This window comes from Streptomyces sp. NPDC051567 (genome assembly GCF_044454165.1).
In the GTDB taxonomy this organism is placed as follows: domain Bacteria; phylum Actinomycetota; class Actinomycetes; order Streptomycetales; family Streptomycetaceae; genus Streptomyces.
Window position 1 is genome coordinate 1 of the sequence record NZ_JBITDK010000001.1, and the last position, 23,941, is coordinate 23,941.

Annotated in this window: 19 protein-coding genes; 7 read left to right on the top strand and 12 right to left on the bottom strand. The window is 75.2% G+C overall.

The features are described 5' to 3' along the window. From ACIA5F_RS00005 to ACIA5F_RS00035, 7 genes are all read right to left on the bottom strand, one after another. A partial coding sequence (locus ACIA5F_RS00005) for an adenosylhomocysteinase (protein WP_399347378.1) occupies positions 1-776 on the bottom strand: 776 nt, incomplete at its 3' end. A gap of 298 nt (positions 777-1,074) precedes the next feature. Next, entirely contained in the window at positions 1,075-2,040 is a 966-nt protein-coding gene (locus tag ACIA5F_RS00010; RefSeq protein ID WP_399347380.1) for a cation diffusion facilitator family transporter, read from the bottom strand. 71 nt (positions 2,041-2,111) lie between these two features. After that, the gene (gene manA / locus ACIA5F_RS00015; protein WP_399347382.1) at positions 2,112-3,269 is read right to left on the bottom strand and encodes a mannose-6-phosphate isomerase, class I; all 1,158 of its coding nucleotides are present in this window, start codon (positions 3,267-3,269) and stop codon (positions 2,112-2,114) included. 55 nt (positions 3,270-3,324) lie between these two features. Further along, complete coding sequence (locus ACIA5F_RS00020; protein ID WP_399347384.1) at positions 3,325-4,458, bottom strand: SIS domain-containing protein; 1,134 nt, start codon at positions 4,456-4,458, stop codon at positions 3,325-3,327. A 49-nt stretch (positions 4,459-4,507) separates the two neighbouring features. Continuing rightward, complete coding sequence (locus tag ACIA5F_RS00025; protein ID WP_399347386.1) at positions 4,508-4,693, bottom strand: Trm112 family protein; 186 nt, start codon at positions 4,691-4,693, stop codon at positions 4,508-4,510. A 378-nt stretch (positions 4,694-5,071) separates the two neighbouring features. Further along, on the bottom strand, positions 5,072-6,442 hold the full coding sequence (locus ACIA5F_RS00030) for a phosphomannomutase/phosphoglucomutase (protein ID WP_399347388.1): 1,371 nt from the start codon (positions 6,440-6,442) through the stop codon (positions 5,072-5,074). A gap of 77 nt (positions 6,443-6,519) precedes the next feature. Further along, positions 6,520-6,984, bottom strand: a complete 465-nt coding sequence (locus tag ACIA5F_RS00035; RefSeq protein WP_399348134.1) for a DUF3499 domain-containing protein — start codon at positions 6,982-6,984, stop codon at positions 6,520-6,522. A 133-nt stretch (positions 6,985-7,117) separates the two neighbouring features. On the opposite strand from ACIA5F_RS00035, the gene ACIA5F_RS00040 reads away from it, so the two are divergent. Further along, positions 7,118-7,618: a metallopeptidase family protein gene (locus ACIA5F_RS00040; RefSeq protein ID WP_399348136.1), complete on the top strand. Its 501-nt coding sequence runs from the start codon at positions 7,118-7,120 to the stop codon at positions 7,616-7,618. 122 nt (positions 7,619-7,740) lie between these two features. Here the strand turns inward: ACIA5F_RS00040 and ACIA5F_RS00045 are convergent, their stop codons facing one another. The 3 genes from ACIA5F_RS00045 to ACIA5F_RS00055 all read right to left on the bottom strand — a co-directional run bounded on the left by ACIA5F_RS00045 (position 7,741) and on the right by ACIA5F_RS00055 (position 13,213). Continuing rightward, the gene (locus ACIA5F_RS00045) at positions 7,741-9,231 is read right to left on the bottom strand and encodes a DUF5719 family protein (protein ID WP_399347390.1); all 1,491 of its coding nucleotides are present in this window, start codon (positions 9,229-9,231) and stop codon (positions 7,741-7,743) included. Further along, positions 9,228-12,710 (bottom strand): glycosyltransferase family 2 protein, encoded by a 3,483-nt coding sequence (locus ACIA5F_RS00050; RefSeq protein WP_399347392.1) that lies wholly within the window; start codon positions 12,708-12,710, stop codon positions 9,228-9,230. Before ACIA5F_RS00050 ends, ACIA5F_RS00045 begins: the two co-directional genes overlap by 4 nt. Before the next feature lie 239 nt (positions 12,711-12,949). Further along, positions 12,950-13,213: a WhiB family transcriptional regulator gene (locus tag ACIA5F_RS00055; protein ID WP_003983763.1), complete on the bottom strand. Its 264-nt coding sequence runs from the start codon at positions 13,211-13,213 to the stop codon at positions 12,950-12,952. Positions 13,214-13,868: 655 nt separating this feature from the next. On the opposite strand from ACIA5F_RS00055, the gene ACIA5F_RS00060 reads away from it, so the two are divergent. The 3 genes from ACIA5F_RS00060 (at position 13,869) to ACIA5F_RS00070 (ending at position 16,774) form a co-directional block, all read left to right on the top strand. Then, complete coding sequence (locus ACIA5F_RS00060) at positions 13,869-14,411, top strand: cysteine dioxygenase (RefSeq protein WP_399347394.1); 543 nt, start codon at positions 13,869-13,871, stop codon at positions 14,409-14,411. Between the two features lie 102 nt (positions 14,412-14,513). Continuing rightward, positions 14,514-15,473: a 2-phospho-L-lactate transferase gene (gene cofD, locus ACIA5F_RS00065; RefSeq protein WP_399347396.1), complete on the top strand. Its 960-nt coding sequence runs from the start codon at positions 14,514-14,516 to the stop codon at positions 15,471-15,473. Beyond that, positions 15,470-16,774: a coenzyme F420-0:L-glutamate ligase gene (locus ACIA5F_RS00070; protein WP_399347398.1), complete on the top strand. Its 1,305-nt coding sequence runs from the start codon at positions 15,470-15,472 to the stop codon at positions 16,772-16,774. Before cofD ends, ACIA5F_RS00070 begins: the two co-directional genes overlap by 4 nt. A gap of 21 nt (positions 16,775-16,795) precedes the next feature. On the opposite strand, the gene ACIA5F_RS00075 is transcribed toward ACIA5F_RS00070, so the two are convergent. Then, positions 16,796-17,845: a DNA-3-methyladenine glycosylase family protein gene (locus ACIA5F_RS00075; RefSeq protein ID WP_399347400.1), complete on the bottom strand. Its 1,050-nt coding sequence runs from the start codon at positions 17,843-17,845 to the stop codon at positions 16,796-16,798. Between the two features lie 364 nt (positions 17,846-18,209). Then, a complete protein-coding gene (locus ACIA5F_RS00080) occupies positions 18,210-19,601 on the bottom strand; it encodes a peptidoglycan recognition protein (protein ID WP_399347402.1) in 1,392 nt (463 codons plus the stop codon). A gap of 160 nt (positions 19,602-19,761) precedes the next feature. On the opposite strand from ACIA5F_RS00080, the gene ACIA5F_RS00085 reads away from it, so the two are divergent. The 3 genes from ACIA5F_RS00085 to ACIA5F_RS00095 all read left to right on the top strand — a co-directional run bounded on the left by ACIA5F_RS00085 (position 19,762) and on the right by ACIA5F_RS00095 (position 23,936). After that, positions 19,762-20,517 carry a TIGR03089 family protein gene (locus ACIA5F_RS00085; RefSeq protein ID WP_399347404.1) on the top strand — a complete coding sequence of 252 codons (756 nt, stop codon included), beginning with the start codon at positions 19,762-19,764 and terminating at the stop codon, positions 20,515-20,517. Positions 20,518-20,746: 229 nt separating this feature from the next. Beyond that, a complete protein-coding gene (locus tag ACIA5F_RS00090) occupies positions 20,747-21,982 on the top strand; it encodes an LCP family protein (protein WP_399347406.1) in 1,236 nt (411 codons plus the stop codon). 223 nt (positions 21,983-22,205) lie between these two features. Beyond that, positions 22,206-23,936, top strand: coding sequence for an LCP family protein (locus ACIA5F_RS00095; protein ID WP_399347408.1), 1,731 nt, complete (start codon positions 22,206-22,208; stop codon positions 23,934-23,936). The last annotated feature ends 5 nt before the right edge of the window (positions 23,937-23,941 follow it).

Here is a 23,941-nt window from a genome sequence, read left to right on the forward strand (position 1 = left end):
TTGCCACCGATCAGGACATCCGTCGCACGGTTGATCCCGTCGATCAGCGAATGACGGCAGCCGTACTTGTTGTCGAACTTCGACTTCGTCACCGCGTCGTTCACATTGATCGCCGGGAACAGCAGAGTCCCCTCGGCCATCATCTCGTACAGACGGTGCACACCCGTGGTCGTCTCCTCCGTCACCCCACGGATCTCCGACGCGAGCTGCGTCCACTTCTGCGGGGACTCGCCCAGGGTGCGGTTCAGCAGCGTGAGGATGTAGGCGTACTCCTCGGAGTCCGCCGTCGACGGGTCCGGAGCCGCGCCCGCCTTCTCGAACTCGACGCCCTTGTGGACGAGGAGGGTGGCGTCACCACCGTCGTCAAGGATCATGTTCGGGCCGCCGGTGGGGGTGTTCGGCCAGGTCAGCGCCTGCTCCGTGCACCACCAGTACTCCTCCAGCGTCTCGCCCTTCCAGGCGAAGACCGGAATGCCCCGAGGGTCCTCCGGAGTACCGTCCGGGCCCACCGCGATCGCGGCGGCCGCGTGGTCCTGCGTCGAGAAGATGTTGCAGGAGGCCCAGCGGACATCGGCGCCGAGCGCGACGAGCGTCTCGATCAGCACCGCCGTCTGCACCGTCATGTGCAGCGAACCCGTGACCCGGGCACCCGCCAGCGGCTGAGCCTCCGCGTACTCCCGGCGGATCGACATCAGACCCGGCATCTCGTGCTCGGCCAGCGTGATCTCCTTGCGGCCGAAAGCGGCAAGGGAAAGGTCTGCGACCTTGAAGTCCATGGGTGCTGCTCCTCATGGTGAGAGAGGGTGGGTACGGCTGAGCCGCGCGGCGTCCGGGAGGACGACACGCCGGGCACAGTCCGTCGGGGGCCCTCTCTCCCCTCGGCCGGTCGCGAGGACCGCCCGACCGCCATCAGCAGCGACGCCTGGCACTGGGGACGAATCTACACCGGGCGGTGGAGCCCGCCCCAGTCCCCCGGGGAAATCGGTTCCGCCCGCAGGGATGTCCGCACGAATCTCCGCACGGGGCTCCGGCCGGGTGCGCGTGCCGGGCTCCGCCCCGGCCGGCCGCGCGGCCTCAGTGGCCGTCGCCGCCGGGCGGGCGGCCCGGGTCGGTACCCGCGGCGGCGGACTCGGCGTGGTGGATGTCCGGCTCCAGGTAGATCACCCGGGCGATCGGGACGGCCGCCCGGATGCGGGCCTCGGCCGCGTCGATGGCGTCGGCCACCTGGGCCGCCGTGTCGTCGTGCCGGACGGCGATCTTGGCGGCGACCAGGAGTTCCTCCGGGCCGAGGTGGAGGGTCCGCATGTGGATGACGCCGGTGACGGTGGCCCCGTCGACGGCCGCGGCCTTGATCTTCTCGACCTCGTCCGTGCCCGCGGCCTCGCCGAGCAGCAGGGACTTGGTCTCGGCGGCCAGGACGATCGCGATGACGATCAGCAGGACGCCGATGCAGAGGGTCCCGATGCCGTCCCAGACGCCGTCGCCGGTCAGCAGGGCGAGGCCGACGCCCGCGAGGGCCAGGACCAGGCCGACGAGCGCGCCGAGGTCCTCCAGGAGGACCACCGGGAGCTCGGGGGCCTTGGCGCGCCGGATGAACTGGCCCCAGCTCAGGTCGCCCCGGGTCCGGTTCGACTCCTGGATCGCCGTCCGGAAGGAGAAGGACTCGGCGATGATCGCGAAGACGAGGACGCCGACCGGCCAGTACCAGTTCTCGATCGGGTGCGGGTCGTGGACCTTCTCGTAGCCCTCGTAGATGGCGAACATGCCACCGACGGTGAAGAGCACGATGGAGACGAGGAAGGCGTAGATGTAGCGCTCGCGCCCGTACCCGAAGGGGTGCTCGGGTGTCGCCTCGCGCCGGGCCCTTCTGCCGCCGAGGAGCAGCAGGCCCTGGTTCCCGGAGTCGGCCACGGAGTGGACGCTCTCCGCGAGCATCGAGGAGGAGCCGCTGAAGAGGAAGGCCACGAATTTGGCCACAGCGATGGCGAGGTTGGCGACGAGTGCCGCCACGATCGCCTTGGTGCCGCCCGACGCGCTCATGGGTGCAGGGTGTCCCTTCTGGCCGCTGACTACGGCCGCACATTGTTGCAGCCGCGGGGGCGGACAGGGCGTCAGATCACCACCGTGGCGCGGAAGACCGTACCGGTTCCCGACAGGACGGCGCTCTCCCCCGCCGGGACGAAGACCGACCCGCCGGGGGCCAGGGTCAGTTCACCGGCCTTCGGGGAGCCCTCGGTGCAGAGGAGGATCTGCGGGGCGGTGTCCGCGAGGACGCGGGGGGCGCCGCCGGGGGCGAGGACGAAGCGGGAGAGGCGGAACTCGTCGACGGGGGTCTCGTAGACCTCCTCGCCGTTGCCCTCGGGGCGCAGGATCGCGGGGTCGGCCGGGGTGAAGCGGACGACCTTGAGCAGTTCGGGGACGTCGATGTGCTTGGGGGTGAGCCCGCAGCGCAGCACGTTGTCGGAGTTGGCCATGATCTCGACGCCGAGGCCGTCGAGGTAGGCGTGCGGGACGCCCGCGCCGAGGAACATGGCCTCGCCGGGCTGGAGCCGGACGTGGTGGAGCAGCATGGCCGCGATCACGCCCGGGTCGCCCGGGTAGTGGTGCACGAGCGAGGCGTACGGGGTGTACGGGCCGCCCAGGCGGTCGGCGGCGGCGGCGGCCTCGGTGACCGTACGGGCCATCTCCTCGGGGTCGGCGGTCAGGACGGCGGTGAGGACCTCGCGCAGGGCCGCCTCCTCGGGGCGGGCGTGCAGGAGGTCCACGTACGGCTTGAGGCTGTCCACCTCCAGGCCGGCGAGGAGCGCGGCGGCCTCCAGGGGCGGGCGGAAGCCGCACAGGCCCTCGAAGGGGGTGAGCGCGCAGATCAGTTCGGGCTTGTGGCTGGCGTCCTTGTAGTTGCGGTGGCCCGCGTCGATCGGGATGCCGTGCCGCTCCTCGCGCGCGAAGCCCTCCCGGGCCTGGGCCAGGTCGGGGTGGACCTGGACGGAGAGGGGCGCGCCCGCGGCGAGGAGCTTGAGGAGGAAGGGGAGCCGGGGGCCGAACGCGGCGACGGTGGCGGCTCCGAGCTCGCCCACCGGGTCGGCGGCGACGACGTCCGCGAGGGTGACCTCGCCGGCGCCCCGGTCGAGGCGGGAAGGGGCACCGGGATGGGCGCCCATCCACATCTCGGCCTGGGGTTCACCGGTGGGCTCGGCCCCGAGGAGTGCGGGGATCGCGGTGGTGGAGCCCCAGGCGTAGGGGCGGATCGTGTTCGTCAGGCGGTCCATCGGTCGTCTTCCTGCGTCTTCCTGGATCTGGATGGTGCGGGCACAGGTGTGTGCCTCAGTGGTGTCCCCGGGAGGCCAGCGCCAGGTAGGCGGTGGCGAAGTCGGTGACGGCGAGGAGCTCGGCGAGCTGTTCGAGCTCCACGCCCTCCTCGGGTTCGAGCTCGCTGATGGCGGTGTCGTGGCCGAGGGCGAGTTCGCGGGCGGCGGTGGCGGCGGTGAGGCCGCCGGCCGGGCGGTCGCGCAGCAGGACGATGCGGGCGCGCAGGGCCTGGGGCTCCTCGACGCGGTCGCGGAAGAAGTCCCCGGGGTCGGCGCCGGCGGCGAAGGCTCCCGCGAGGAGGACGCCGTGGGCGGGCAGCGCCTCGGGGAGTTCGGCGGCGAGCGCGGGGCGCCCGGCGAGTTCGGCGAGGGTCGCGGCGAAGCGGCGGCCCGCGGGGCCGGCGGCGGCGCCCTCGCTCCAGATGAGCGGGAGGGAGTCGGCGAGCTCGGAGGCGAGGGTCTTGGCCGGGTTGGAGTAGGTGGCGACGGCGGGCCCGCAGCGGGCGGCGGTGCGGTCGAGCCGGTCCGCGACGAGCTGGAGGGTCCCGGGGTCGGCGGTGACCAGGCCGACCCTGTCGAGGAGGACCAGCAGCGGGGTCAGCAGGGCCCAGAGGGCGCCGGGTCCGGCCGCGGCGGATTCGTCGTACTCCTGGTACGGGGCCTTGGCCATCGGGACGAGGAGGCCGTGCGCGCCGTCGACGGCCTCGCTGAGCGGTGAGCGCTCGGGGGCGACGGCGACGACGGTGCAGCCGCGCCGGTACGCCTGTTCGGCGAGGACGGCGAGGCCGGGCTCGGTGCCGTCGGTGGTGGCGAGGAGGAGCAGGTCGACGGGGCCGGCCCAGCCGGGGAGCGCCCAGCGCAGCGCGCCGGCGGCGGGCGCGACGCCGGTCGGGTGCAGCCGGGTGACGGGGGCGCCGGCTCCGGCGAGGGCGCCGAGCAGGTCGGCGACTCCGGTGGCGGCGGTGCCGGGTCCGGCGATGAGGACGGCGCGGGGGCGGCCGTCGGGGCGCAGGTCGGCGAGGCCCGCCTCGGTGGCGTGCCGGGCGGCGGTGCGGACTCTGGCACCGGCCTCGGCGGCGCCGCGGAGCAGGCCGCGGCGGTCGGCGCGGACGAGTTCCTCCGGTGCGTCGAGCAGCGACTCGTCGAGCATGGCGGCCTCCGGCGGGGTGGGCGGGCGGGCGGCGGGGTGGCCCGGTGGCTCAGGCGGGGCGGCGGGCCTCGTCGACGAGGAGGACCGGGATGCCGTCGCGGACGGGGTACGCGAGACCGCAGCCCTGACCGGTGCAGATCAGCTCGGGGGCCGCCTCCTCGGCCGACTTGTCCTCAAGGGGCGAGTGGCAGGCGGGGCAGGCGAGGATCTCCAGAAGGCCGGCTTCGAGCGGCATGGGGGGTTCCCTTCGAACATGCGGTTTGGGCGAGGTCAGCGTACCGCCGAGTCACCTCCGGTGCGGTCCTGTGGGGTCCGGGCTGCGCCCCGGACCTGCGGGGCGGGCTGCGCCCGGGCGGGGTCGGGGCGTGCGGGGCGGCGGGGTCGGGGCGTGCGGGGCGGGCTGCGCCCGGGGCTTTACGGGGCTCCGCCCCGCACCCCGCGCCTCAAACGCCGGCGAGGCTGAGAATGCGGCCGGTGGCCCCTGGCGAGGCGGAAAAATGCGCCGGGGCTGAGAATGCGGCCGGGGCCCCCTGGCGAGGCGGAGAAGGGGCGGCGGGGGCGGGCGTGGCTGAGCCCCCGCCCGGGGGTGGGCGGGGGCTCGGAAGGCGGCGGGTCAGGCGCGGATGAGGGACAGGACCTCGTCGCGGACCTTGGCGAGGGTGGCCGCGTCGCGGGCCTCGACGTTCAGGCGGAGCAGGGGCTCGGTGTTGGAGGGGCGCAGGTTGAACCACCAGTCGGCGGTGGTCACCGTCAGGCCGTCCAGTTCGTCGAGGGTGACGCCGTCCTGGGTGCCGTAGGCCGCCTTGACGGCGGCGGTGCGGCCCGCCTGGTCGGCGACGGTGGAGTTGATCTCCCCGGAGCCGGCGTAGCGGTCGTAGGAGGAGACCAGCTCGGAGAGCGGGCCGTCCTGGCCGCCGAGGGCCGCGAGGACGTGGAGCGCGGCGAGCATGCCGGTGTCCGCGTTCCAGAAGTCCTTGAAGTAGTAGTGCGCGGAGTGCTCGCCGCCGAAGATGGCGCCGGACCTGGCCATCTCCTCCTTGATGAAGGAGTGGCCGACGCGGGTGCGGACGGGGGTGCCGCCGTGCTCGCGCACGACCTCGGGGACGGACCAGGAGGTGATCAGGTTGTGGATCACGGTGCCGGAGCCGCCGTTGCGGGCCAGCTCGCGGGCGGCGACCAGGGCGGTGATCGCGGACGGGGAGACTCCCTCGCCGCGCTCGTCGATGACGAAGCAGCGGTCGGCGTCGCCGTCGAAGGCGATGCCCAGGTCGGCGCCCTCGGCCTTCACGCGGGCCTGGAGGTCGACGACGTTCTTCGGGTCGAGGGGGTTGGCCTCGTGGTGGGGGAAGGTCCCGTCCAGCTCGAAGTACATCGGGACGAGGTCCAGCGGGAGGCCCGCGAAGACGGTGGGGACGGTGTGGCCGCCCATGCCGTTGCCCGCGTCGACGACGACCTTGAGCGGGCGGACGGCCGTGAGGTCGACCAGGCCCTTGAGGTGGTCGGCGTAGCCGGTGAGGGTGTCCTGCTCGGTGACGGTGCCCGGGACGGTGCCGGCGGGGATCGCGGGGGCGCCCTCGTCGCTCCACTTCTCGGCGAGCGCGCGGATCTGCGCGAGGCCGGTGTCCTGGCCCACGGGGGCGGCGCCGGCGCGGCAGAGCTTGATGCCGTTGTACTGGGCCGGGTTGTGCGAGGCCGTGAACATGGCGCCGGGCAGGTTCATGGACCCGGAGGCGTAGTACAGCTGGTCGGTGGAGCAGAGTCCGATGAGGGTGACGTCCACGCCGCGGGCGGCGGCGCCCCGGGCGAAGGCGCCGGACAGGCCCGGGGAGGAGGGGCGCATGTCGTGGCCGATCACGATCGCGGTGGCTCCGGTGACCTCCACGAACGCGGCGCCGAACAGCTCGGCCAGGTGCTCGTCCCACTCGTCCGGTACGACGCCGCGTACGTCGTATGCCTTGACGATGTTCGAAAGATCTGCGGCCACTGCCTGCCCTCCTGAGGTTCTGTACGGTCGGGCAAACCTACCTTGTACGGAGAGCGGCTTTTCGGACAATCGGAGTGTCAGGAGTCCGGTGAACGCAGGACGCGCAGGTGTCCGCGCCGGGTCTCGCCGGTCGCCGGGCCACTCTGGCCGGGAGTGGTGGCGGAGGAGGGGGCGCCGGGTTCGGCCGGGCGCTCGTAGGGGCGGGCGGACTCCCGGACGGCGTTGGCCAAGGCTTCGAGATCGTCGCCGCCGGGACGGGCCGGGGCCGTGGCGTCGGCCAGCCGGACGACCTCCCAGCCGCGCGGGGCGGTGAGGCGTTCGGAGTGCTCGGCGCACAGGTCGTAACAGTGGGGCTCGGCATAGGTGGCGAGCGGGCCGAGAACTGCGGTCGAATCGGCGTAGACGTACGTCAGTGTTGCGACGGCAGGGCGACCGCACGCGGTGCGCGAACAGCGACGTACAGGGCTCACGACGTTGGACGGTACCTCACTCTTGACCGGGCCGCGACGACGCTCCCGCCGGTCACTCCCCCGTGTCGTGATCACCGTGGGGCCGCGGGCGGGCCGGGGAAGGGCGGAGGGGCCCCGGGTGCGGCCCCGGCCGGGGGTGACACCGGGCCGGGACCCGGGCGTGGTCCGCCGTGCGGGCTACCCTGCGGGGGTGACGGACAGCCCCCTGACTCCACGCCCTGCCGGGACCCCCGGGCAGCCGCCCGCCGGTCCCCCCGCCGGGGCTCCGGCCGGTCCCCCCGCCGAGCCCCGGACCCGTCGGCGGGACCGGCACGGGCGCGGGATGCGCGGGCCGCTGGCTCCGCCCCAGGTGCCGCTGTCGGCGAGCCGGGCGGAGCTGTTCGGGGACCTCGTACGGGACTCGGTGGAGCGGCTGGAGCGGCGCTGGCCGCAGTTGGCCGAGGTGGAGTTCCTGGTCGGTGACGTCCCGGGGCCGCCGGGCGGCGCGGACGGCGGCTGGAACGACGAGGCGGTGCCGCTGGGCGCGCTGTCGGAGCCCGGCGAGGGCCGCCCGGCCCGGATCGTGGTCTTCCGGCGGCCGGTGGAGATCCGTACGAAGACGCGGGACGAGAAGGCGCTGCTGGTCCACGAGATCGTGGTGGAGCAGGTGGCGGAGCTGCTGGGGCTCTCACCGGAGACGGTGGACCCCCGCTACGACGAGGACTGACGGGACCGGCGGCGCTGACGGGGGTTCACCCGGGCCGTGCGGCCCGGGTGAACCCCCGTCACACCGGCAGCGCGTCACACCCTCGTCCCCCCTCATCTCCTCGCCCCCTCATCTCCTCGCCCTCATCGCGTCAGGACCGAGAGGTCCTGGGCGGCGCGGGGCACCGAGACCGTGGAGCGGTCGTCCGCGAGGGTCTGGACGGTGAACATCGGGACGCCCTCGTGCGGGAGGGTCAGGGTGCGGGCCGCGTGGACCGGGCCGCCCGAGAGGGTCTCGACCGTCAGGGCGTAGGTACCCCTACCGGCCCCGGCCGGGGCCAGGGAGAGCGTCCGGGTCGTGCCCGCCTTGACCGTGACCTCCCGGGTGGCCGCCTCGCCGCCCTCGGTGGCGGCCGAGGCCACCACCTTGACCTTGGCGTCGGTCCCGCCCGGGGCCGTCAGGGAGAGCAGCGTCGCGTTCTCCTCGGCCCGGTTGCCGGACACGGTGGCCCGCGCCCCCACCGGCCCGGTCGCCGGGACGAAGCCCAGCTCCTGCTTGGTGCCGGCGCCGCGGACCACCCGTACCGCCGCGACCACCGGGACGGGGTTCTTCTCGTCCACCGGGGTCAGCAGCAGTGAGCCCGGTTCGCCGCGGGTGAGGTCCTTGAGGTCCAGAGCGGCCGTCAGGCCGGCCTTGACGTGCAGTTGTTCGTTGCCGGCCGGGGTGAGGGAGCCGTTCGGGCCGGCCAGCCGGAGCCGGAGGTCGGCGTCCTCGTCGCCGGGGGCGAAGGCGACCAGCCGGACGGAGGTGGCGTCCGCCGGGATGCCGGGGAGGACCAGCGAGCCCGCCGGGTCGGTGGAGGCGGGCAGCCAGTCGGCGCCCACCCCCTCCTCGGCGGCCTGCACCGAGGCGCCGACCCGGCCCGCGCGGGTGGTGACGTGGGCGGTGACGTCCGCGAGCTGGGCCCCCGGGGCGAGGGAGGCCAGGGAGACGGTCCGGGTGGAGCGGGGGTCGATCCGGATGTTCTCGCTGGTGCCCTCGTCGGGCTCGGCCGCGCCGTCCGGGCCGAAGAGGGTGATGTCGACGACGGCCGCGGTGGCGTCCGGGTTGGTCAGGTGGAGGTAGTCCTCGCGGCCCTTGGCCGTGCTCGTCCCGGGGAACCAGAAGTCGGTGCCCGGCGCGGTGCAGGCGACGCCGAGGACGCCGCGGGCCCGGCCGGCCGTGACCCTGGTGGTCTGCTGCGTGGTCCAGCCGGGGGCGAGGGCCCCGTCGGCGGTCCCGGTCAGCGCGGGCGCGTCCGCCCCGGTGGCGGTGGCCCCGGCGGGCCGGCCCGGCTCCTTGGGTTCCAGTACGGGCCTGGCGTCCTTGGTGGCGCCGAGCAGCCGGGCCGAACCGGTGCGCCCGGGTCCGGGCGGGCCCGGGGTGTACGCCGTGTACGCCGTGTCGGCGGTGTCCGAGGCGCTGGGCGCCGGGCAGACCAGCAGGGACCGCTCCACCGGCATCCGGGCGGCGGCCGTGGCCCGGCCACCGGTGCCCGCCGGGCCCGCGGGGGTCCCGGTGAGCGCGGCGAGGGCGGTGACGGCGGCCAGCGCCGCGGCCACGGCCACCGGCGGCAGGAGTGCGCGCTGCTTCACTGCGTGGGGCTCCCGTCCGGACGCGGGTCGTGCGGTCCGTAGGTGTCGTGCGGCTCGTACGGGTGGGGGTGGGGCGGGGCCGGGTGGCCCTGCGGGGGGTACGGGTACGGCTCGTGCGCGTACGCCTCCTGCGGGTGCTGCTGGGCCGGGATGTGCGGGGGCGGGTCGGTGGCGGGGGGCGTGGGGGCCGGGGCGGGGCCGGCCCGTGCGCGCAGGCGGCGGGCCCGGCGGCCCTCGCCGGGCACGGCCGGGCCGGGCTGCGCCGGGACGGCGGCCTCCTGCTCGGGGAGGTCGTCGTCGAGCCGTGTCCGGCGGCCCGGCAGGGCCATGACCAGCAGGACCAGGGCGGACAGGCCCTGGGTCCCGTGCCAGGCGGTCCGGGTGAGGGAGTCCTCGTGGACGAGGTCGAGCCTGCCTCCGGCGGCGGGGAGGGCGAAGGCCTGGGCCCAGCCGTCCAGGGTCCTGGGCGCGAGCGGCCTGCCGTCGAGCGTGGCCCGCCAGCCGGGGTCGGCCCGGTCGGCGATGCGCAGGACGCGGCCCGCCTCCCCGGCCGGGATCTTGGTGTGGGCCTCGACGGGGCCGGAGGCGACCGGGATCGGGGCCTCGCCCGGCCGGGCGGGGACGATGACGGCGCGGGGCAGCCAGGGTTCGACGGCCCAGAGGGCGGTGCCGTCCTGCTGGTGGCGGCGGCTGAGTCCGGGGGTGGCGTCGAGGACGCGGCGGATCTCCTCGGGGCCGCCCGCGCGGAACATGACGAAGCGGACGGCGTAGCCGCCGAGCTGGCCGGACTGGTCGGCGCCGGAGCCCGCGACCAGGTGGGAGACCACCGTGTCGAGGCGGGCGTCGCCGCCGGTGGCGTCGGTGAGTTCGGCGTCGCCGAGGACGGCGCCGGAGCCCCGGACCAGGCTGTAGGAGACGGTGGCGGGCGGGCGGAGGTCGAGGACCAGGGTGCGGGTCCGGTTGTCGTCCCCACCGGCCTCGGCGACGAAGGCCGGGACCTGGACCGGGTCGCGGCGCTCCAGGGGGCCGTCCGCGCCGGAGAGCGTCCAGGCCGCCGCGGCGAGCAGCGGGCCCACGGCGGCGGCGAGCGCGACGAGGACGGCCAGCGGCTGGCGCCAGCCGAAGCTGCGGGCGGCGACCCGGTACTTGGCGCCGTCGGCGCCGACGAGGGCGGCGGCGAGCAGGGCGAGCCCGTACACGAGGGTGGCGGGTCCGGCCCAGCCGGTGCGGTCGAGGAGGACGGCCAGGAGCAGCGCGGCCAGGGCGGTGGCCCAGGCGGTGCGGACGGCGAAGGTCCGGTCGGCGCGGAGCAGGGCGGCGAGGGCGGCGAGGACGACTCCGGCGAAGAGGAGCCCGCCGGTGGTGCCGGGGCCGCCGGGGCTGGTGCCGAGGAGGCCGAGGGCGGTGGCGGAGCCGGTCGCGTAGGGCAGTCCGGCCTCGCGCAGGAGGCGGCCGGGGTGGGCGAGGAGCGTCAGGGACCAGGGGGCGAGGACGAGGAGGGGCACGGCGAGGGCGACGAGGAGCCTCGGGCCGTACGTCCTGAGGTGCGCGCGGCGCACGAGGAGCGCGGCGGCGCCGAGGACGGCGGCCAGCGGCCAGACGACGGGGGTGAAGGCGGTGGCCACGGTGAGCAGCAGGGCGTACGTCCACACCGCGCGCCGGGTGGTGCGGGCGGCCTGGCGGGGGTCGTCCGCGCCGAGGGCGAAGGTGGCGACGGCGGCGCGGGCGGCGAGCGGCAGCAGGACGGCGAGGACGGCGGTGCCTAGGCGGCCCCCGGCGAGGGCTCCGGTGACGGCGGGCAGGAAGGCGTAGGCGACGGCGGCCCAGGCGCGCAGCAGCCGGGAGGTGACCAGGGGCCGGGAGGCGAAGTAGGCGGTGAGTCCGGCGAGCGGGACGGAGCCGACGAGGAGCAGGGTCAGGGCGGCCTGGGGGGAGCCGAGGAGCAGGGTGGAGAGGGCGCCGAGGACGGCGAGGTAGGGGGGTGCTCCGGCGGTGGAGCCGGTGGAGACGGGGTGCCAGTCGCCGGTGTAGGTGTGCCAGAGGCCGAGTCCGGTGGCGGGGGCGGGCAGCAGGGCGCCGCCCATGAGGGAGCCGGTGGTGAGGAGGGAGCGGCAGGCGAGGAGGGAGGCGAGCAGGAGGAGGCCGAAGAGGGCGGGCGCGGGGTTGCGGGCGGTGCGCCGCAGGCGGGCGAAGGGTTCGGTCCCGGGGTGTCCGGGCCCGGATTCGGCGGCCGGGCCGTGCCGGCCGGAGGGGGTGGTGGCGGCGGTCTCGGTGGCGCGGCTCTCGCCGAAGTACCCGGCGAGCTGTTCGGCGTCGGCCCGCAGGGTGGCGCCGGGCGGCGGGAAGAGGTGGCGCAGTTCCCGGGCGGGGACGGCGGTCTTGCGGCGGGCCTTGCGGGCGGCGAGGACGCGGCCGGGGCGGAGCAGGGTGGTGAGGAGTCCGGCGATCTCGTCGACGGCCTGGCCGGGGGCCTTGCCGACGAGGTAGGCCAGGGCGCGGAGCACGGTGGAGAGCAGGACGCGCAGCAGGACGTAGGGCAGGGCGCGGGCGGAGGAGTTGGCCAGCATCGTGTAGACGCCGCCGGCCTTGTCGACGCGGTGCGGTCCGGTGGCCGTGCGTCCGGCGCAGTCCAGGGTGCGGCGTTCGCGGGCGGAGGCCTCGGCGTGGCGCAGGACGGCGTCGGGGGCGACGAGGACGGTGTGGCCCGCGCTCTGGGCGCGCCAGCAGAGGTCGACGTCGTCGCGCATGAGGGGGAGGCGGCGGTCGAAGCCGCCGAGGGCGTCGTAGACGTCGCGGCGGAGCAGCATGCCGGCGGTGGAGACGGAGAGGACGGGGCGGACCTGGTCGTGCTGGCCCTGGTCCTGTTCGCGGCGGTCGAGTCCGGTCCAGCGGCGTCCGCTGCGGGCGATGGTGACGCCTGCTTCGAGGAGTTGCCGCTCGTCGTACCAGCCGCGCAGTTTGGGCCCGATGACGGCGGCCTCGGGGTTCTCCTCGGCGACGCGCAGGAGTTCGGCGAGGGCGTCGGGGGCGGGGGCGCAGTCGTCGTGGAGGAGCCAGAGCCACTGGACGGGTTCGCCGTGGGGGAGGTCGGGGAGTGCGTACGCGTCGTCGTGCCAGGTGCGGGTGGCGGGGTCCCAGCCGCTGGGGCGCTTGAGGTACGGGAGGTCCTCGGGTGTCAGGGTGCCCGCGGTGCGGGCCGATTCGTCGACGGCGGCGCCGAATCCGGTGCGGCGGGCGAGGTGGAGGACGCGGTCGGGGCCCAGGGCTTCGGCGAGGAGGCGGGCGGAGTCGTCGGCGCTGCCGGTGTCGGCGGCGATGTGGTGCTGCGCGGGGCGTTCCTGGCCGAGGAGGCCGGCGAGGGTCCGGGGGAGCCAGCGGGCGCCGTCGTGGGCGACGACGACCGCGGTGACGACGTGCCGGGGGAACTGGGGGGTGGCGGCAGCCCGGTGGGAGGCCGTCGACTGGCTGTGCAGGGACATCGCGGTACGGGCCCTCCGGCCGGGGGTCCGGGGGCTGTTGGGCCCTCGGAGGCTGCTGGACAGCGCCCCACACTAACGGCTGGGCCAGGGCCGGTCCGCCTCCTGCGGGGAAGGTGCGGGAGGCGGGCCGCTGGTCTCCGAGGTGCCCTGCCGGCGGGTGTGGCCGGGGGGTGTGGCCGGTCGGCCGGATATGTCGCGCGATGAGGGGTGGCCGCCCGGGAGGGGGGTTTTCGGCCGGATCAGACCGCTGCCTTCTTCAGGCGGCGGCGCTCGCGTTCGGACAGGCCGCCCCAGATGCCGAAGCGCTCGTCGTTGGCGAGGGCGTACTCAAGGCATTCGGAGCGGACTTCGCAGGCGAGGCAGACCTTCTTGGCCTCGCGGGTGGAGCCGCCCTTCTCGGGAAAGAAGGACTCGGGGTCGGTCTGGGCGCACAGCGCGCGCTCCTGCCATCCGAGCTCTTCGTCCGCCTCCTCGACCAGCAGTTCCTGAAACAGCTCGGTCATGTGCGCCCCTCGCTCTGTCTGTGCGTCCCCGTCGGTGTCGTCACTGATCGCTACGTAACGACACGAGTGAAATTACAAGTGCGTGGCTCCAGCCCAGTCAAGCCGAGGTCTGCTATTGGGCCCCTTATTCACTCTGCGGAACCAAGCGTATGCAGAAAGTGTTCATATCGCTAAAAATCGTGACACATGCCCCGGGTACCCCCAGAGCACCCGACTTCACCCGTCATCGACGCGTCACCCCGGGGGGTGGTTGCGATCCGGCCAAAGAAGCGGCGCAGATCACATTCCGGTCACGGGCCGGTCATCGGGTTTGAACCCGGCCCCCGTGTGTTCGGCGGGTTCCGGTGTGGTTTCAGCGCCTTTGCCCCTGCGTGACGTGCACAAACCTTTCTCCGCCCGACCTGACCGAATGAGGTGAAATTGTTCGGCGAACCGGGTGGCGGGTTGACAGTCCGGCCCCCGACCCGCTCTCCTAGTTCGCATGTCAGCAACCTCAGCCGCCACTCGGACCCCCATTCGTGGGTTCCTCTGCGCCGGCCAGGTTCGCTGTTGCTGTCGCGGCTGTTGATGCCCACGGAGCCTTCGCTCCCTTGCGCTCCGGCCGGCCCCCGCAGCAACCGCCAGCACGACTGACATACGCCGAGGTACCTTCCCGATGAACACCACCACCGCGACCACCGCCACCCCGCAGCCCGCCGCCCCGGCGGACTGCGAGAGCGACCTCCAGATCGCCGGTGACATCCTCGCCGTCCAGCACCTCCTGCAACCCGCCCGTGAACACCCGGTCACCGTCGCCGAGTTCGCCGGACTCGCCCGTGACCTCGCCGGGGACCGGGCCGCCTGGGAACACCTGGTCCGCTACGACGCCACCACCCGCTGGTACCACCGGCTGCGCACCGGCCCCGGCTACGAGGTCTGGCTGCTCAGCTGGGTCCCCGGCCAGGGCAGCGGCCCGCACGGCCACGGCGCCTCCAGCGGAATCCTGACCGTCCTCGACGGCGAGCTCACCGAGCACACCGCCCGCGGGACGCTCGCCCTCGGTGCCGGGGCCCAGCGCGTCTTCGCCCCCGGCTACGCCCACGAGGTCGTCAACGACACCCTCGACGGGGCCGTCAGCCTGCACGTCTACTTCCCCGGGCTGACCGAGATGCCGATGCACAGCTGCTCGCCGGCCCACCCGCGGACCGTCCCGGCCTGACCTCCGCCCGCCCGCCTGGGCCGACCGGCTGGCCGTGCCGCGGCCGGGACGCGGGGCGGGGCGGGGAGCGGGGCGGGGCCCGGCCCTGACAGACTTCGGCGCATGCGCATTGTTGTTCTGGCCGGCGGTATAGGCGGCGCCCGTTTCCTCCGCGGACTCCTGTCGGCGGCCCCCGACGCGGAGATCACCGTCATCGGCAACACCGGTGACGACATCCACCTGTTCGGACTCAAGGTCTGCCCCGACCTGGACACCGTGATGTACACCCTCGGCGGTGGCATCGACGAGGACCAGGGCTGGGGCCGCGCCGAGGAGTCCTTCACCGTCAAGGAGGAACTCGCGGCGTACGGGGTCGGCCCCACCTGGTTCGGCCTCGGCGACCGCGACTTCGCCACCCACATCGTCCGTACGCAGATGCTCGGCGCGGGCTACCCGCTCAGCGCCGTCACCGAGGCGCTCTGCGACCGCTGGCGGCCCGGGGTGCGGCTGCTGCCGATGACCGACGACCGGGTCGAGACCCACGTCGCGATCACCGACCCCGACAGCGGCGAACGCCGGGTCGTCCACTTCCAGGAGTACTGGGTCCGGCTGCGCGCCTCGGTGGACGCGCAGGCCGTCGTCCCCGTCGGGGCCGAGCAGGCGAAGCCCGCGCCCGGCGTGCTGGAGGCCCTCGCCGCCGCCGACGTGATCCTCTTCCCGCCGTCCAACCCGGTCGTCTCCGTCGGGACGATCCTCGCCGTGCCCGGGGTCCGCGAGGCCGTGGCCGCCGCCGGGGCGCCCGTCGTCGGCCTCTCCCCCATCGTCGGGGGCGCGCCCGTGCGCGGCATGGCCGACAAGGTGCTGGCCGCGGTCGGCGTCGAGGCCACCGCCGCCGCGGTCGCCCTGCACTACGGGACCGGGCTGCTCGACGGCTGGCTCGTGGACACCGCCGACGCGGACGCCGTCGCCGAGGTGGAGGCCGCCGGGATCGCCTGCCGCGCGGTGCCGCTGATGATGACCGACCTCGCGGCCACCGCGCGGATGGCCCGCGCGGCGCTGGAGCTGGCCGAGGCCGCCCGGTGAGCGCCGGGCGCGTGCCCTCGTACGAGGTACGGGCCGTCGGCGGCATCCCCGAGGTGCGGCCCGGCGACGACCTGGCGGAGCTGATCGCGGCGGCCGGGCCCGCCCTGCGCGACGGCGACGTCCTGCTCGTCACCTCGAAGGTCGTCTCCAAGGCGGAGGGCCGGATCGTGGCGGCCTCCTCGCGGGAGGAGGCCATCGACGCGGAGACCGTACGGGTGGTCGCCCGCCGGGGCGCCCTGCGGATCACCGAGAACCGGCAGGGGCTGGTGATGGCGGCGGCGGGCGTCGACGCCTCGAACACGGCGGCGGGCACCGTGCTGCTGCTGCCCGAGGACCCGGACCGCTCGGCCGCCGCGATCCGCGCGGGGGTGCGCGAGCGGCTCGGCGTCGACGTGGGCGTGATCGTGACGGACACGTTCGGGCGACCCTGGCGCGCCGGGCTGACGGACGTGGCGATCGGCTCGGCCGGGGTGCGGGTCCTGGACGACCTGCGCGGCGGCGCCGACGCGCACGGCAACCCGCTGAGCACGACGGTCGTGGCGACCGCCGACGAGCTGGCCGCCGCCGGCGACCTGGTCAAGGGCAAGGCGGCCGGGCTGCCCGTGGCCGTCGTGCGCGGGCTCGCGCACGTCCTGGGCGAGGGTTCCTCGGCCCGGGACCTCGTCCGGGCCGCGCGGGACGACATGTTCCGGCTCGGGACCTCGGAGGCGGTCCGGGAGGCCGTGGCGCAGCGCCGCACCGTACGGGCCTTCACCGCGGAGCCGGTCGACCCGGGCGCGGTGCGGCGGGCGGTGGCGGCGGCCGTGACGGCCCCGGCGCCGCACCACACGACGCCGTGGCGGTTCGTCCTGCTGGAGTCCGCCGCCGCGCGGACACGGCTGCTCGACGCGATGCGCGACGCGTGGATCGCGGACCTGCGGCGCGACGGCCGCTCCGAGGAGTCGGTGGCGAAGCGGGTCCGGCGCGGCGACGTGCTGCGCCACGCGCCCTACCTGGTGGTGCCCTGTCTGGTCACGGACGGCGCGCACGCGTACGGCGACGCCCGCCGGGACGCGGCGGAGCGGGAGATGTTCGTGGTCGCCATGGGCGCGGGCGTACAGAACCTGCTGGTCGCGCTGGCCGGGGAACGGCTGGGCTCGGCGTGGGTCTCCTCGACCATGTTCTGCCGGGACGTGGTGCGCGAGGTGCTGAAGCTGCCGGACGACTGGGACCCGATGGGCGCGGTGGCGGTGGGCCACCCGGCCTCGGCGCCCGGCGGGCGGCCGGAGCGGCCGGTGGACCGGTTCGTCGAGGTCCGGTAGACGGGCGCCCTGCCCCCCCGGCTACCAGCGGCCGATGTCGCCGCGAGGCATCCGGGGCGCGCGGCGGGGCGGGGTGCGGCCCGCGAGGAGGATCAGCCGGACGGCGCGGTGGCGCTGCCCGGCGTAGGGGGCGAGGAGCTCCAGCATGGCGGCGTCGTCGGCGTCGCGGTCACCGGCCAGGGCGTACCCGACGATGCCGGGCAGGTGGAGGTCGCCGGTGGTGACGGCGTCGGCGGCGCCGTTGCTGCGCTGGAGCGTCTCGGCGGAGGTCCAGGGGCCGATGCCGGGGACGGTCTCCAGCCGGGCGGCGGCCTCGGCGAGCGGCATCCGGGCCGCCTCCTCCAGGCGGCCCGCGACCCGGGCGGCCCGGACGACGACGGCGGAGCGCCGGGCGTCGACCCCGGCCCGGTGCCAGTCCCAGGACGGGATCAGCGCCCAGGCGCGGGCGGCGGGCGGGACGCGCAGCTCCGGCGGGCCGGGGCCGGGGGCGGGTTCGCCGTACCGGCACACCAGGCGGCGCCAGGAGCGGTACGCCTCGTCGGAGGTGACCTTCTGCTCCAGGACCGTGGGAACCAGGGTCTCCAGGACCAGGCCGGTACGGGTCAGCCGCAGGCCGGGGCTGCGGCGGTGGCTCGCCAGGACGAGGCGGTGGCGGGGGACGAAGGCGGCGGGGTCGTCCCCGGCGCCGATCAGGTCCGGCATCCGGTCGAGGAACCACGCGGCGCCGGGGCCCCACGCCTCGGCGTGGATCTCCGCGCCCGACGCGGCCAGGCGGAGCGTGGCGGGGCCCTCGGGGGTCCGGGAGGCCCGCCAGAACGCCCCGTCGGGGGTGGTCCGGAAGGTGGGGTCGCCGGGGCCGCGCCGGAGCGGGCCGAGCGTGAGCCCGAGGTCGACGGGGACCGGGCCGCCGGGCCCGTCGCCGGGACTCCAGCGGCGGACCCCGCCGGACGCGGTGGGGGCCGGGCCCCTGGGCGGCGGGGGCTGCGCGGGCGCCCCGCCCGGGACCGGGGGCACGCGGGCCGGGCCGCCGCGCGTCGCGGTACGGGAGCGGGGATCGAAGCGTCCGGCCATCCTCCGAGCGTAGGCCCTCCCGGGCGGGGTACGGGCGCCGCCCGGGTCCGGCGGTGCGGGCGTGCCGACCCGCACGGGTACGGGCGTGCCCGGACCGCCGGACCCGGCGCCCCTGCCCCGGCGGGGCCCGGACCGCCGGGGGCACGGCCGTGACGGGTCCTGCCGTACGGGTACGGGCGCCGCCGGGGGCGGCGGAGCCGGGGCCCGGCCCGGGGAAGCCCGGCTCCGGTACCCCGTCCCGACCCGCTGCCGGGGCGGCCGGGACGGGGGGCGCTGCCCGCCCCGACTCATGGGGCGGGGCGGCAGCCGCGCCCTCCCGCCGGGGGCCCGGTGGCGGCCCGGGGGACCCGCCCGGCCCCGGTGGCTACGGGCGGCCCTGGAGGCGGGCCGAGGCCGTGCGGGTTGCCGGGAGCTTGCCGTACAGCAGCCGTCCCGGGCATTCCGTGGCGAAGCCGTCGCGGTGGCCCGAGATGACGTTCAGGCGCGCGTTGCGGCCCTTGCCGTAGAGGTTGCCGCCGGCCGACTTCAGGGTGGTCCTGCCGCGCGGGTCCGCGCCGAAGAGGCCGAGCTTCCAGGCCGTCAGCCGCGAGACCGCGTCGACCGCCGCCCTGGGCGGGGCCGTGGAGCCGTAGGAGCCGATCACCGCGATGCCCATGCTGTCGCTGTTGAAGCCCATGGTGTGGGCGCCCAGGACCGGCTTGGCGACCCCGCCCGCGCGGCCCTCGTAGACCGTGCCGCACTTGTCGACGGCGAAGTTGTAGCCGATGTCGCGCCAGCCGCTGCTGACCACGTGGTAGCGGTAGAGGCTGCGCAGCACCGCCGGGGCGTCCGCGCAGGCGTAGTTGTTGCCGGAGGCGGTGTGGTGGACGAAGGCGGCCTTGACCGTGCCCGTGTAGACGAAGCCCTTCTCGCGCAGGCTCTCGTTCGCGCCCCAGCCCTTGCGGGTGACGATCCGGGGGCGCGGGCCGATGTACGGGCGGGCCGCCGGGACCAGCGCGCCCTCGCTCGCGAAGAGCGCGTCGGCGGTGGAGTCGGCCTTGTCGAGCGCGGAGAGTTCCGTCGCGCCGAGCGGGGCGTGCGGGGCGTTCGCCGAGGACGCCTCGGCCGCCGCCATCGACAGGCCGGGCCGGGTGGCGCCGGACGCGCCCTTGTCGTCGTCCTCGGGGCGGCCGGTCTTGCCGTCGAGCACCGCCACCGGTTCCGCCTCGCCCGGGTCGACCAGTTCGATGCGCATGCCCGAGGGCAGCCGGGCGGCGACGCGGCCGGCCGGGGCGTCGGGCTCGGCCTGGACGCGGACCTCCACGCCGTCGGACTCGCCGACCCACAGCGGGGCGGTGGCGCCCCGGACCCGGCCGGAGCCGCGTTCCGCCGTGCCGGGGTCGGCCGCGTGCTCGCTGTTGTGGGTCTCCACGTCCTGCCAGCCGGACCAGGCGGCGGTGGCGGTGGAGCGGGTACGGACCTGCACGTGCCCGGAGAGCTGGGTGCTCGCGTCGTCCCAGACGACGCCGACCAGCGAGAACGTCCTGACATCGTGTGCGGCCAGGCCCCGCGCCTCGGGCAGGTGGGGCGAGGTGTCCGTGGAGGGGACGCCGGACCGGTCCGCCGCCCGTCCCAGGGGGACGAGCGGCAGCGACTGGGTGGACCCGGCAGGGGTCACGGGGACGGACTCTGCCAGGGCCGGGGTGGGAAGCGCGACGGGCAGGGCCAGGGCCGCTGCCGTCGCGACGACGATCGAGGAAGCAAGGAGTCCACGCATGAGAAAGATGCTGGGCACAGTCACCGCCGGGCGCCATCCGAGAACTGATACTCCGTCCGATATACCCTGAATAACCCCCCCTCATACGGAGCATCCCGTTTCGCTCTGACGGAGGACCGGGGCCGCCGCCGGGGAGGGGCGCCCGCGTACCCTGTGCCGGGTGAACGCCACTGACCGCACCCCTGCCGACCTGCTGCGATCCGCGCTCGCCGCCGATCCGGGCCGCCCGCTCGTCACCTTCTACGACGACGCCACGGGCGAGCGCGTCGAATTGTCCGTCGCCACCTTCGCCAATTGGGTGGCCAAGACCGCCAATCTGCTCCAGGGCGACCTGGGCGCGGAGCCGGGCGACCGGCTCGCGCTGCTGCTGCCCGCGCACTGGCAGAGCGCCGTGTGGCTGCTCGCCTGCGCCTCCGTCGGGGTCGTCGCCGAGGTGGGGGGCGACCCGGCCGGCGCCGATCTCGTCGTCAGCGGCCCGGACACGCTGGAGGAGGCCCGCGCGTGCGGGGGCGAGCGGGTCGCCCTCGCGCTGCGCCCGCTGGGCGGGCGGTTCCCGCAGCCGCCGGACGGGTTCGCGGACTACGCGGTGGAGGTGCCGGGGCAGGGCGACCGGTTCGCCCCCTTCGTCCCCGTCGACGCGGACGGCCCGGGGCTGGTCGTCGACGGCGGGGAACTCTCGTACGCGGAGCTGACCGGGCGGGCGCGCGAGGACGCGGCGCGGCTCGGGCTCGGCGCGGGCTCACGGGTGCTGACCGGGCTGGGCTACGACACCTGGGAGGGGCTCTCGGCCGGTCTCTTCGCCGCCCTGGCCGCCGGGGGTTCCGTCGTCCTGTGCCGGAACCTGGAGCTGCTCGGGGCGGACGCCCTGGCCCGGCGGACCGAGGACGAGCGGGTCACCCACACCGTCCCCGCGTAGGTCCCCGTCCGCGCCGCCCCGGCGGGGAGTCCCGGCGGGGAGTCCCGGCGGGAGTCCGGGCGGGGAGTCCGGGCGGGGAGTCCGGGCGGGGAGTCCGGGCGGTTTGTCACCCGCATGGCCCTGTACGGGCCCCTGCCCCCGGGCCGCCGTCGCCGCCCGGGGGCAGGATCGGCAGTAGCCGTACCCACCCGTACGGCCGGTCGCCGGAGCGGTGAGGGGACGGACCCGAGTGAGTGACAGCGCGGGCATACCCGGCGGCGCCGGAGCGGGCGGACGGGCTCCACGGCGCCCGCGCGGTCCCCGCGAGCCGCGCGGGCGCCGACGACGGCTGCTGCGCCGGCTCGGCCTCGGCGTGGTCCTGCTGCTCCTCGCCGGGGCGGGCACCGGCTGGTGGCTCTACAACAAGCTGGACGGGAACATCACCGCGGACGCCGCCGCGGCGGCCGAGCTGGAGCGCTACGAGCGCGAGCGCCCCGCGCACGCCGTCAGCGGGGCGGAGAACATCCTGGTGATCGGCTCGGACTCGCGCGCCGGCAGGGCGAACGGCCGCTACGGGCGGGACGAGGACAGCCAGCGCTCGGACACCGTGATCCTGCTGCACCTGTCGGCGGACCGCGGGAGCGCGACCGCCGTCTCGATACCCCGGGACCTGATGACCGACATCCCGAGCTGCCGCACCCCGGACGGGAGCCGCACCACCGAGCAGTTCGCCCAGTTCAACTGGGCGTTCGAGTGGGGCGGGGCCGCCTGCACGATCCGTACGGTGGAGAAGCTCAGCGGAATCCGCGTCGACCACCACATGGTGGTGGACTTCGGGGGGTTCACCCGGATGGTAGACGCCGTCGGCGGGGTGGAGGTCTGCCTCAAGCAGCCGGTGAACGACGCCGAGGCCCGGCTGCGGCTGCCCGCCGGGCGCCAGACCCTCCGGGGCGAGCAGGCCCTCGGCTTCGTCCGCGCCCGCCACAGCCTGGGCGACGGCAGCGACACCGAACGGATCGCGCGCCAGCAGGAGTTCCTCGGTTCGCTCGTCAAGAAGGTGCAGAGCGACGGGGTCCTGCTCAACCCGACCCGGCTCTACCCGCTGCTGGACGCGGCGACCTCCTCGCTGACGACGGACCCGGGGCTGGCCTCGCTGCGCGACCTGTACAACCTCGTACGGGACATCCGGGACGTCCCGACCGGCCAGGTCCGGTTCCTGACCGTGCCCCGGCAGCCCTACGAGGCCGATCCGAACCGGGACGAACTGGTGGAGCCCGACGCGGCACTGCTGTTCGACCGGCTGCGGATGGACCGGCCGGTGCGGGTGGTCCCGCCGAAGCCGCAGGACCAGGCGGCACAAGGGGCCGAGGGAGGCCGGGGGAACCGGCCGGCGGCCGGGGCGGGGACGCCCGGAGGGGGCCGCGCCGGACCCACGCCCGCCCCCGCTTTCACCGGCACCACGGCGGGCCGGGCCGACTGCCGGTAAAGCAATCCCAAAAGCCGGTGACCGAACCGGGTGGGATGAGGTGTTCGCCCCGTTATAAGGGAAGTGGAATTTGTCACCGGCATGGTTTGCGGCTGAACTGGCCGGATAAGGTGGGCGATCCGGTGTTCCGGCCGCTCAAGAGGCCGGGCGCCAGCAGCCGGATCGTTGACCGTGCGCCTGGGGGAGGCGCTTCGCGAGGCACCGACGGAGGATTCGAGCAACCGTGGATGCGCAGAGCCGTGGGCGGGCGGACGAGATCGACCCCGCAGACCAGTGGGTACTCAATCCCCGCACCGGCCACTACGAAATGCGACCGGACCACTCCGCTGCGCCACCGCAGGCGCAGCCCACCGTCGCCTCCCCCCGCAGACCCGGCACCGCCCCCACCGCCCCCTCCCCCTCGGTGCCCAAGCCCCGCCGGGGCGACGGCCCGCCCGGCGGGCGGCGCGGCGGCCGCTCCCGCAGGGCCGGCGGCGCGGGCGACACCAAGCGGCGGCGCAAGGCGCTCGTCGTCACGGGCGGGGCGCTGGCGTTCCTCCTGGTCGGCGGCTCGGTGGGGTTCTACGTCTACTACGAGCACCTGAACGGCAACCTCAACGTCACCGACATCGGGAACGCGGGCAGCGGCGGCTTCAAGAAGGACCAGCCCGTCAACATCCTGGTCATCGGCACCGACAAGCGCAGCGGTGCGGGCAACGGCGGCTACGGGGACCCGGACAGCGTCGGCCACGCCGACACCACGATCCTCTTCCACGTCTCCAAGGACCGCAGCAACGCCACCGCCCTCTCCATCCCGCGCGACCTGATCACCGACATCCCGGTCTGCCCGACGAAGCAGCCGGACGGTTCGACCAAGGACATCGCGGCCGAGAAGGGGACCCGCTTCAACAACAGCCTCGGGCAGTCGGGCCGCGACCCGGGCTGCACGATGCGCACGGTCAAGGAACTCACCGGAATCCAGGTCGACCACTTCATGATGGTCGACTTCAACGCGGTGAAGAACCTGAGCACGGCGGTGGGCGGGGTGCCCGTCTGCGTGGAGAAGCCCGTCGACGACAAGGACTCCAAGCTCAAACTCGCCGCGGGGGACCACCGGTTGTCGGGCGAACAGGCGCTGGCCTTCGTCCGGACCCGGCACGCCTTCGGCCAGAAGAGCGACCTGGACCGGATCAAGACCCAGCAGCAGTTCCTCAGTTCGATGCTGCGGGAGATGAAGTCCAAGGAGACGCTGACCAGTCCGAAGAAGTTCCTGTCCCTGGCGGAGGCGGCCACCAAGTCGCTGACCGTGGACGCGGGTCTGGGCTCCATCAGCAAGCTGACCGGTCTCGCCGGTGAGTTGAAGAGCATGAACCTGGAGAACATCACCTTCACGACGCTGCCGGTGCGGGACAACCCGAACGATCCGCCCAACCGGCCGGCGACCGTCGTGGTCGTCCCCGCGCAGGCCGACCCGCTGCTCCAGATGATCCGGGAGGACGTCTCCCTCACGGAGGTCGAGCGCAAGGAGAAGGCCGCCCAGGACGCGGCCGACTCGGAGGCCAGGAAGAAGCAGGACGCGCTGCTCCAGGGCGACCGGGCGCCCGCGGCCGACGTACGGGTGGACGTCTACAACGGCGGCGGGCCCCCGGGCGCCGCCTCCACCACCTTGACCTGGTTGCAGAACACCAAGGGCGTCGGGAAGTCGGGCAACCTCGGCAACGCCCCCGCCAAGACCGGCACGACCCGGCTGGAGTACGCACCCAACCAGGCCGGCCAGGCCCGGGCCCTGGCGGACATGATGGGCCTGCCGGCCACCGCGCTGGCGATGGGTACGGCGGACGCCGCACCGAAGACCCCGATGAAACTGACGCTCGGCGCCGATTTCAAGGAACCGGGAGCCCCGCTGTCGGCCCCGCAGCACACGCCCGAGGGCGTGCAGCGGATCGAGGCGGACAAGGTGACCTGCGCGAAGTGAGCCCC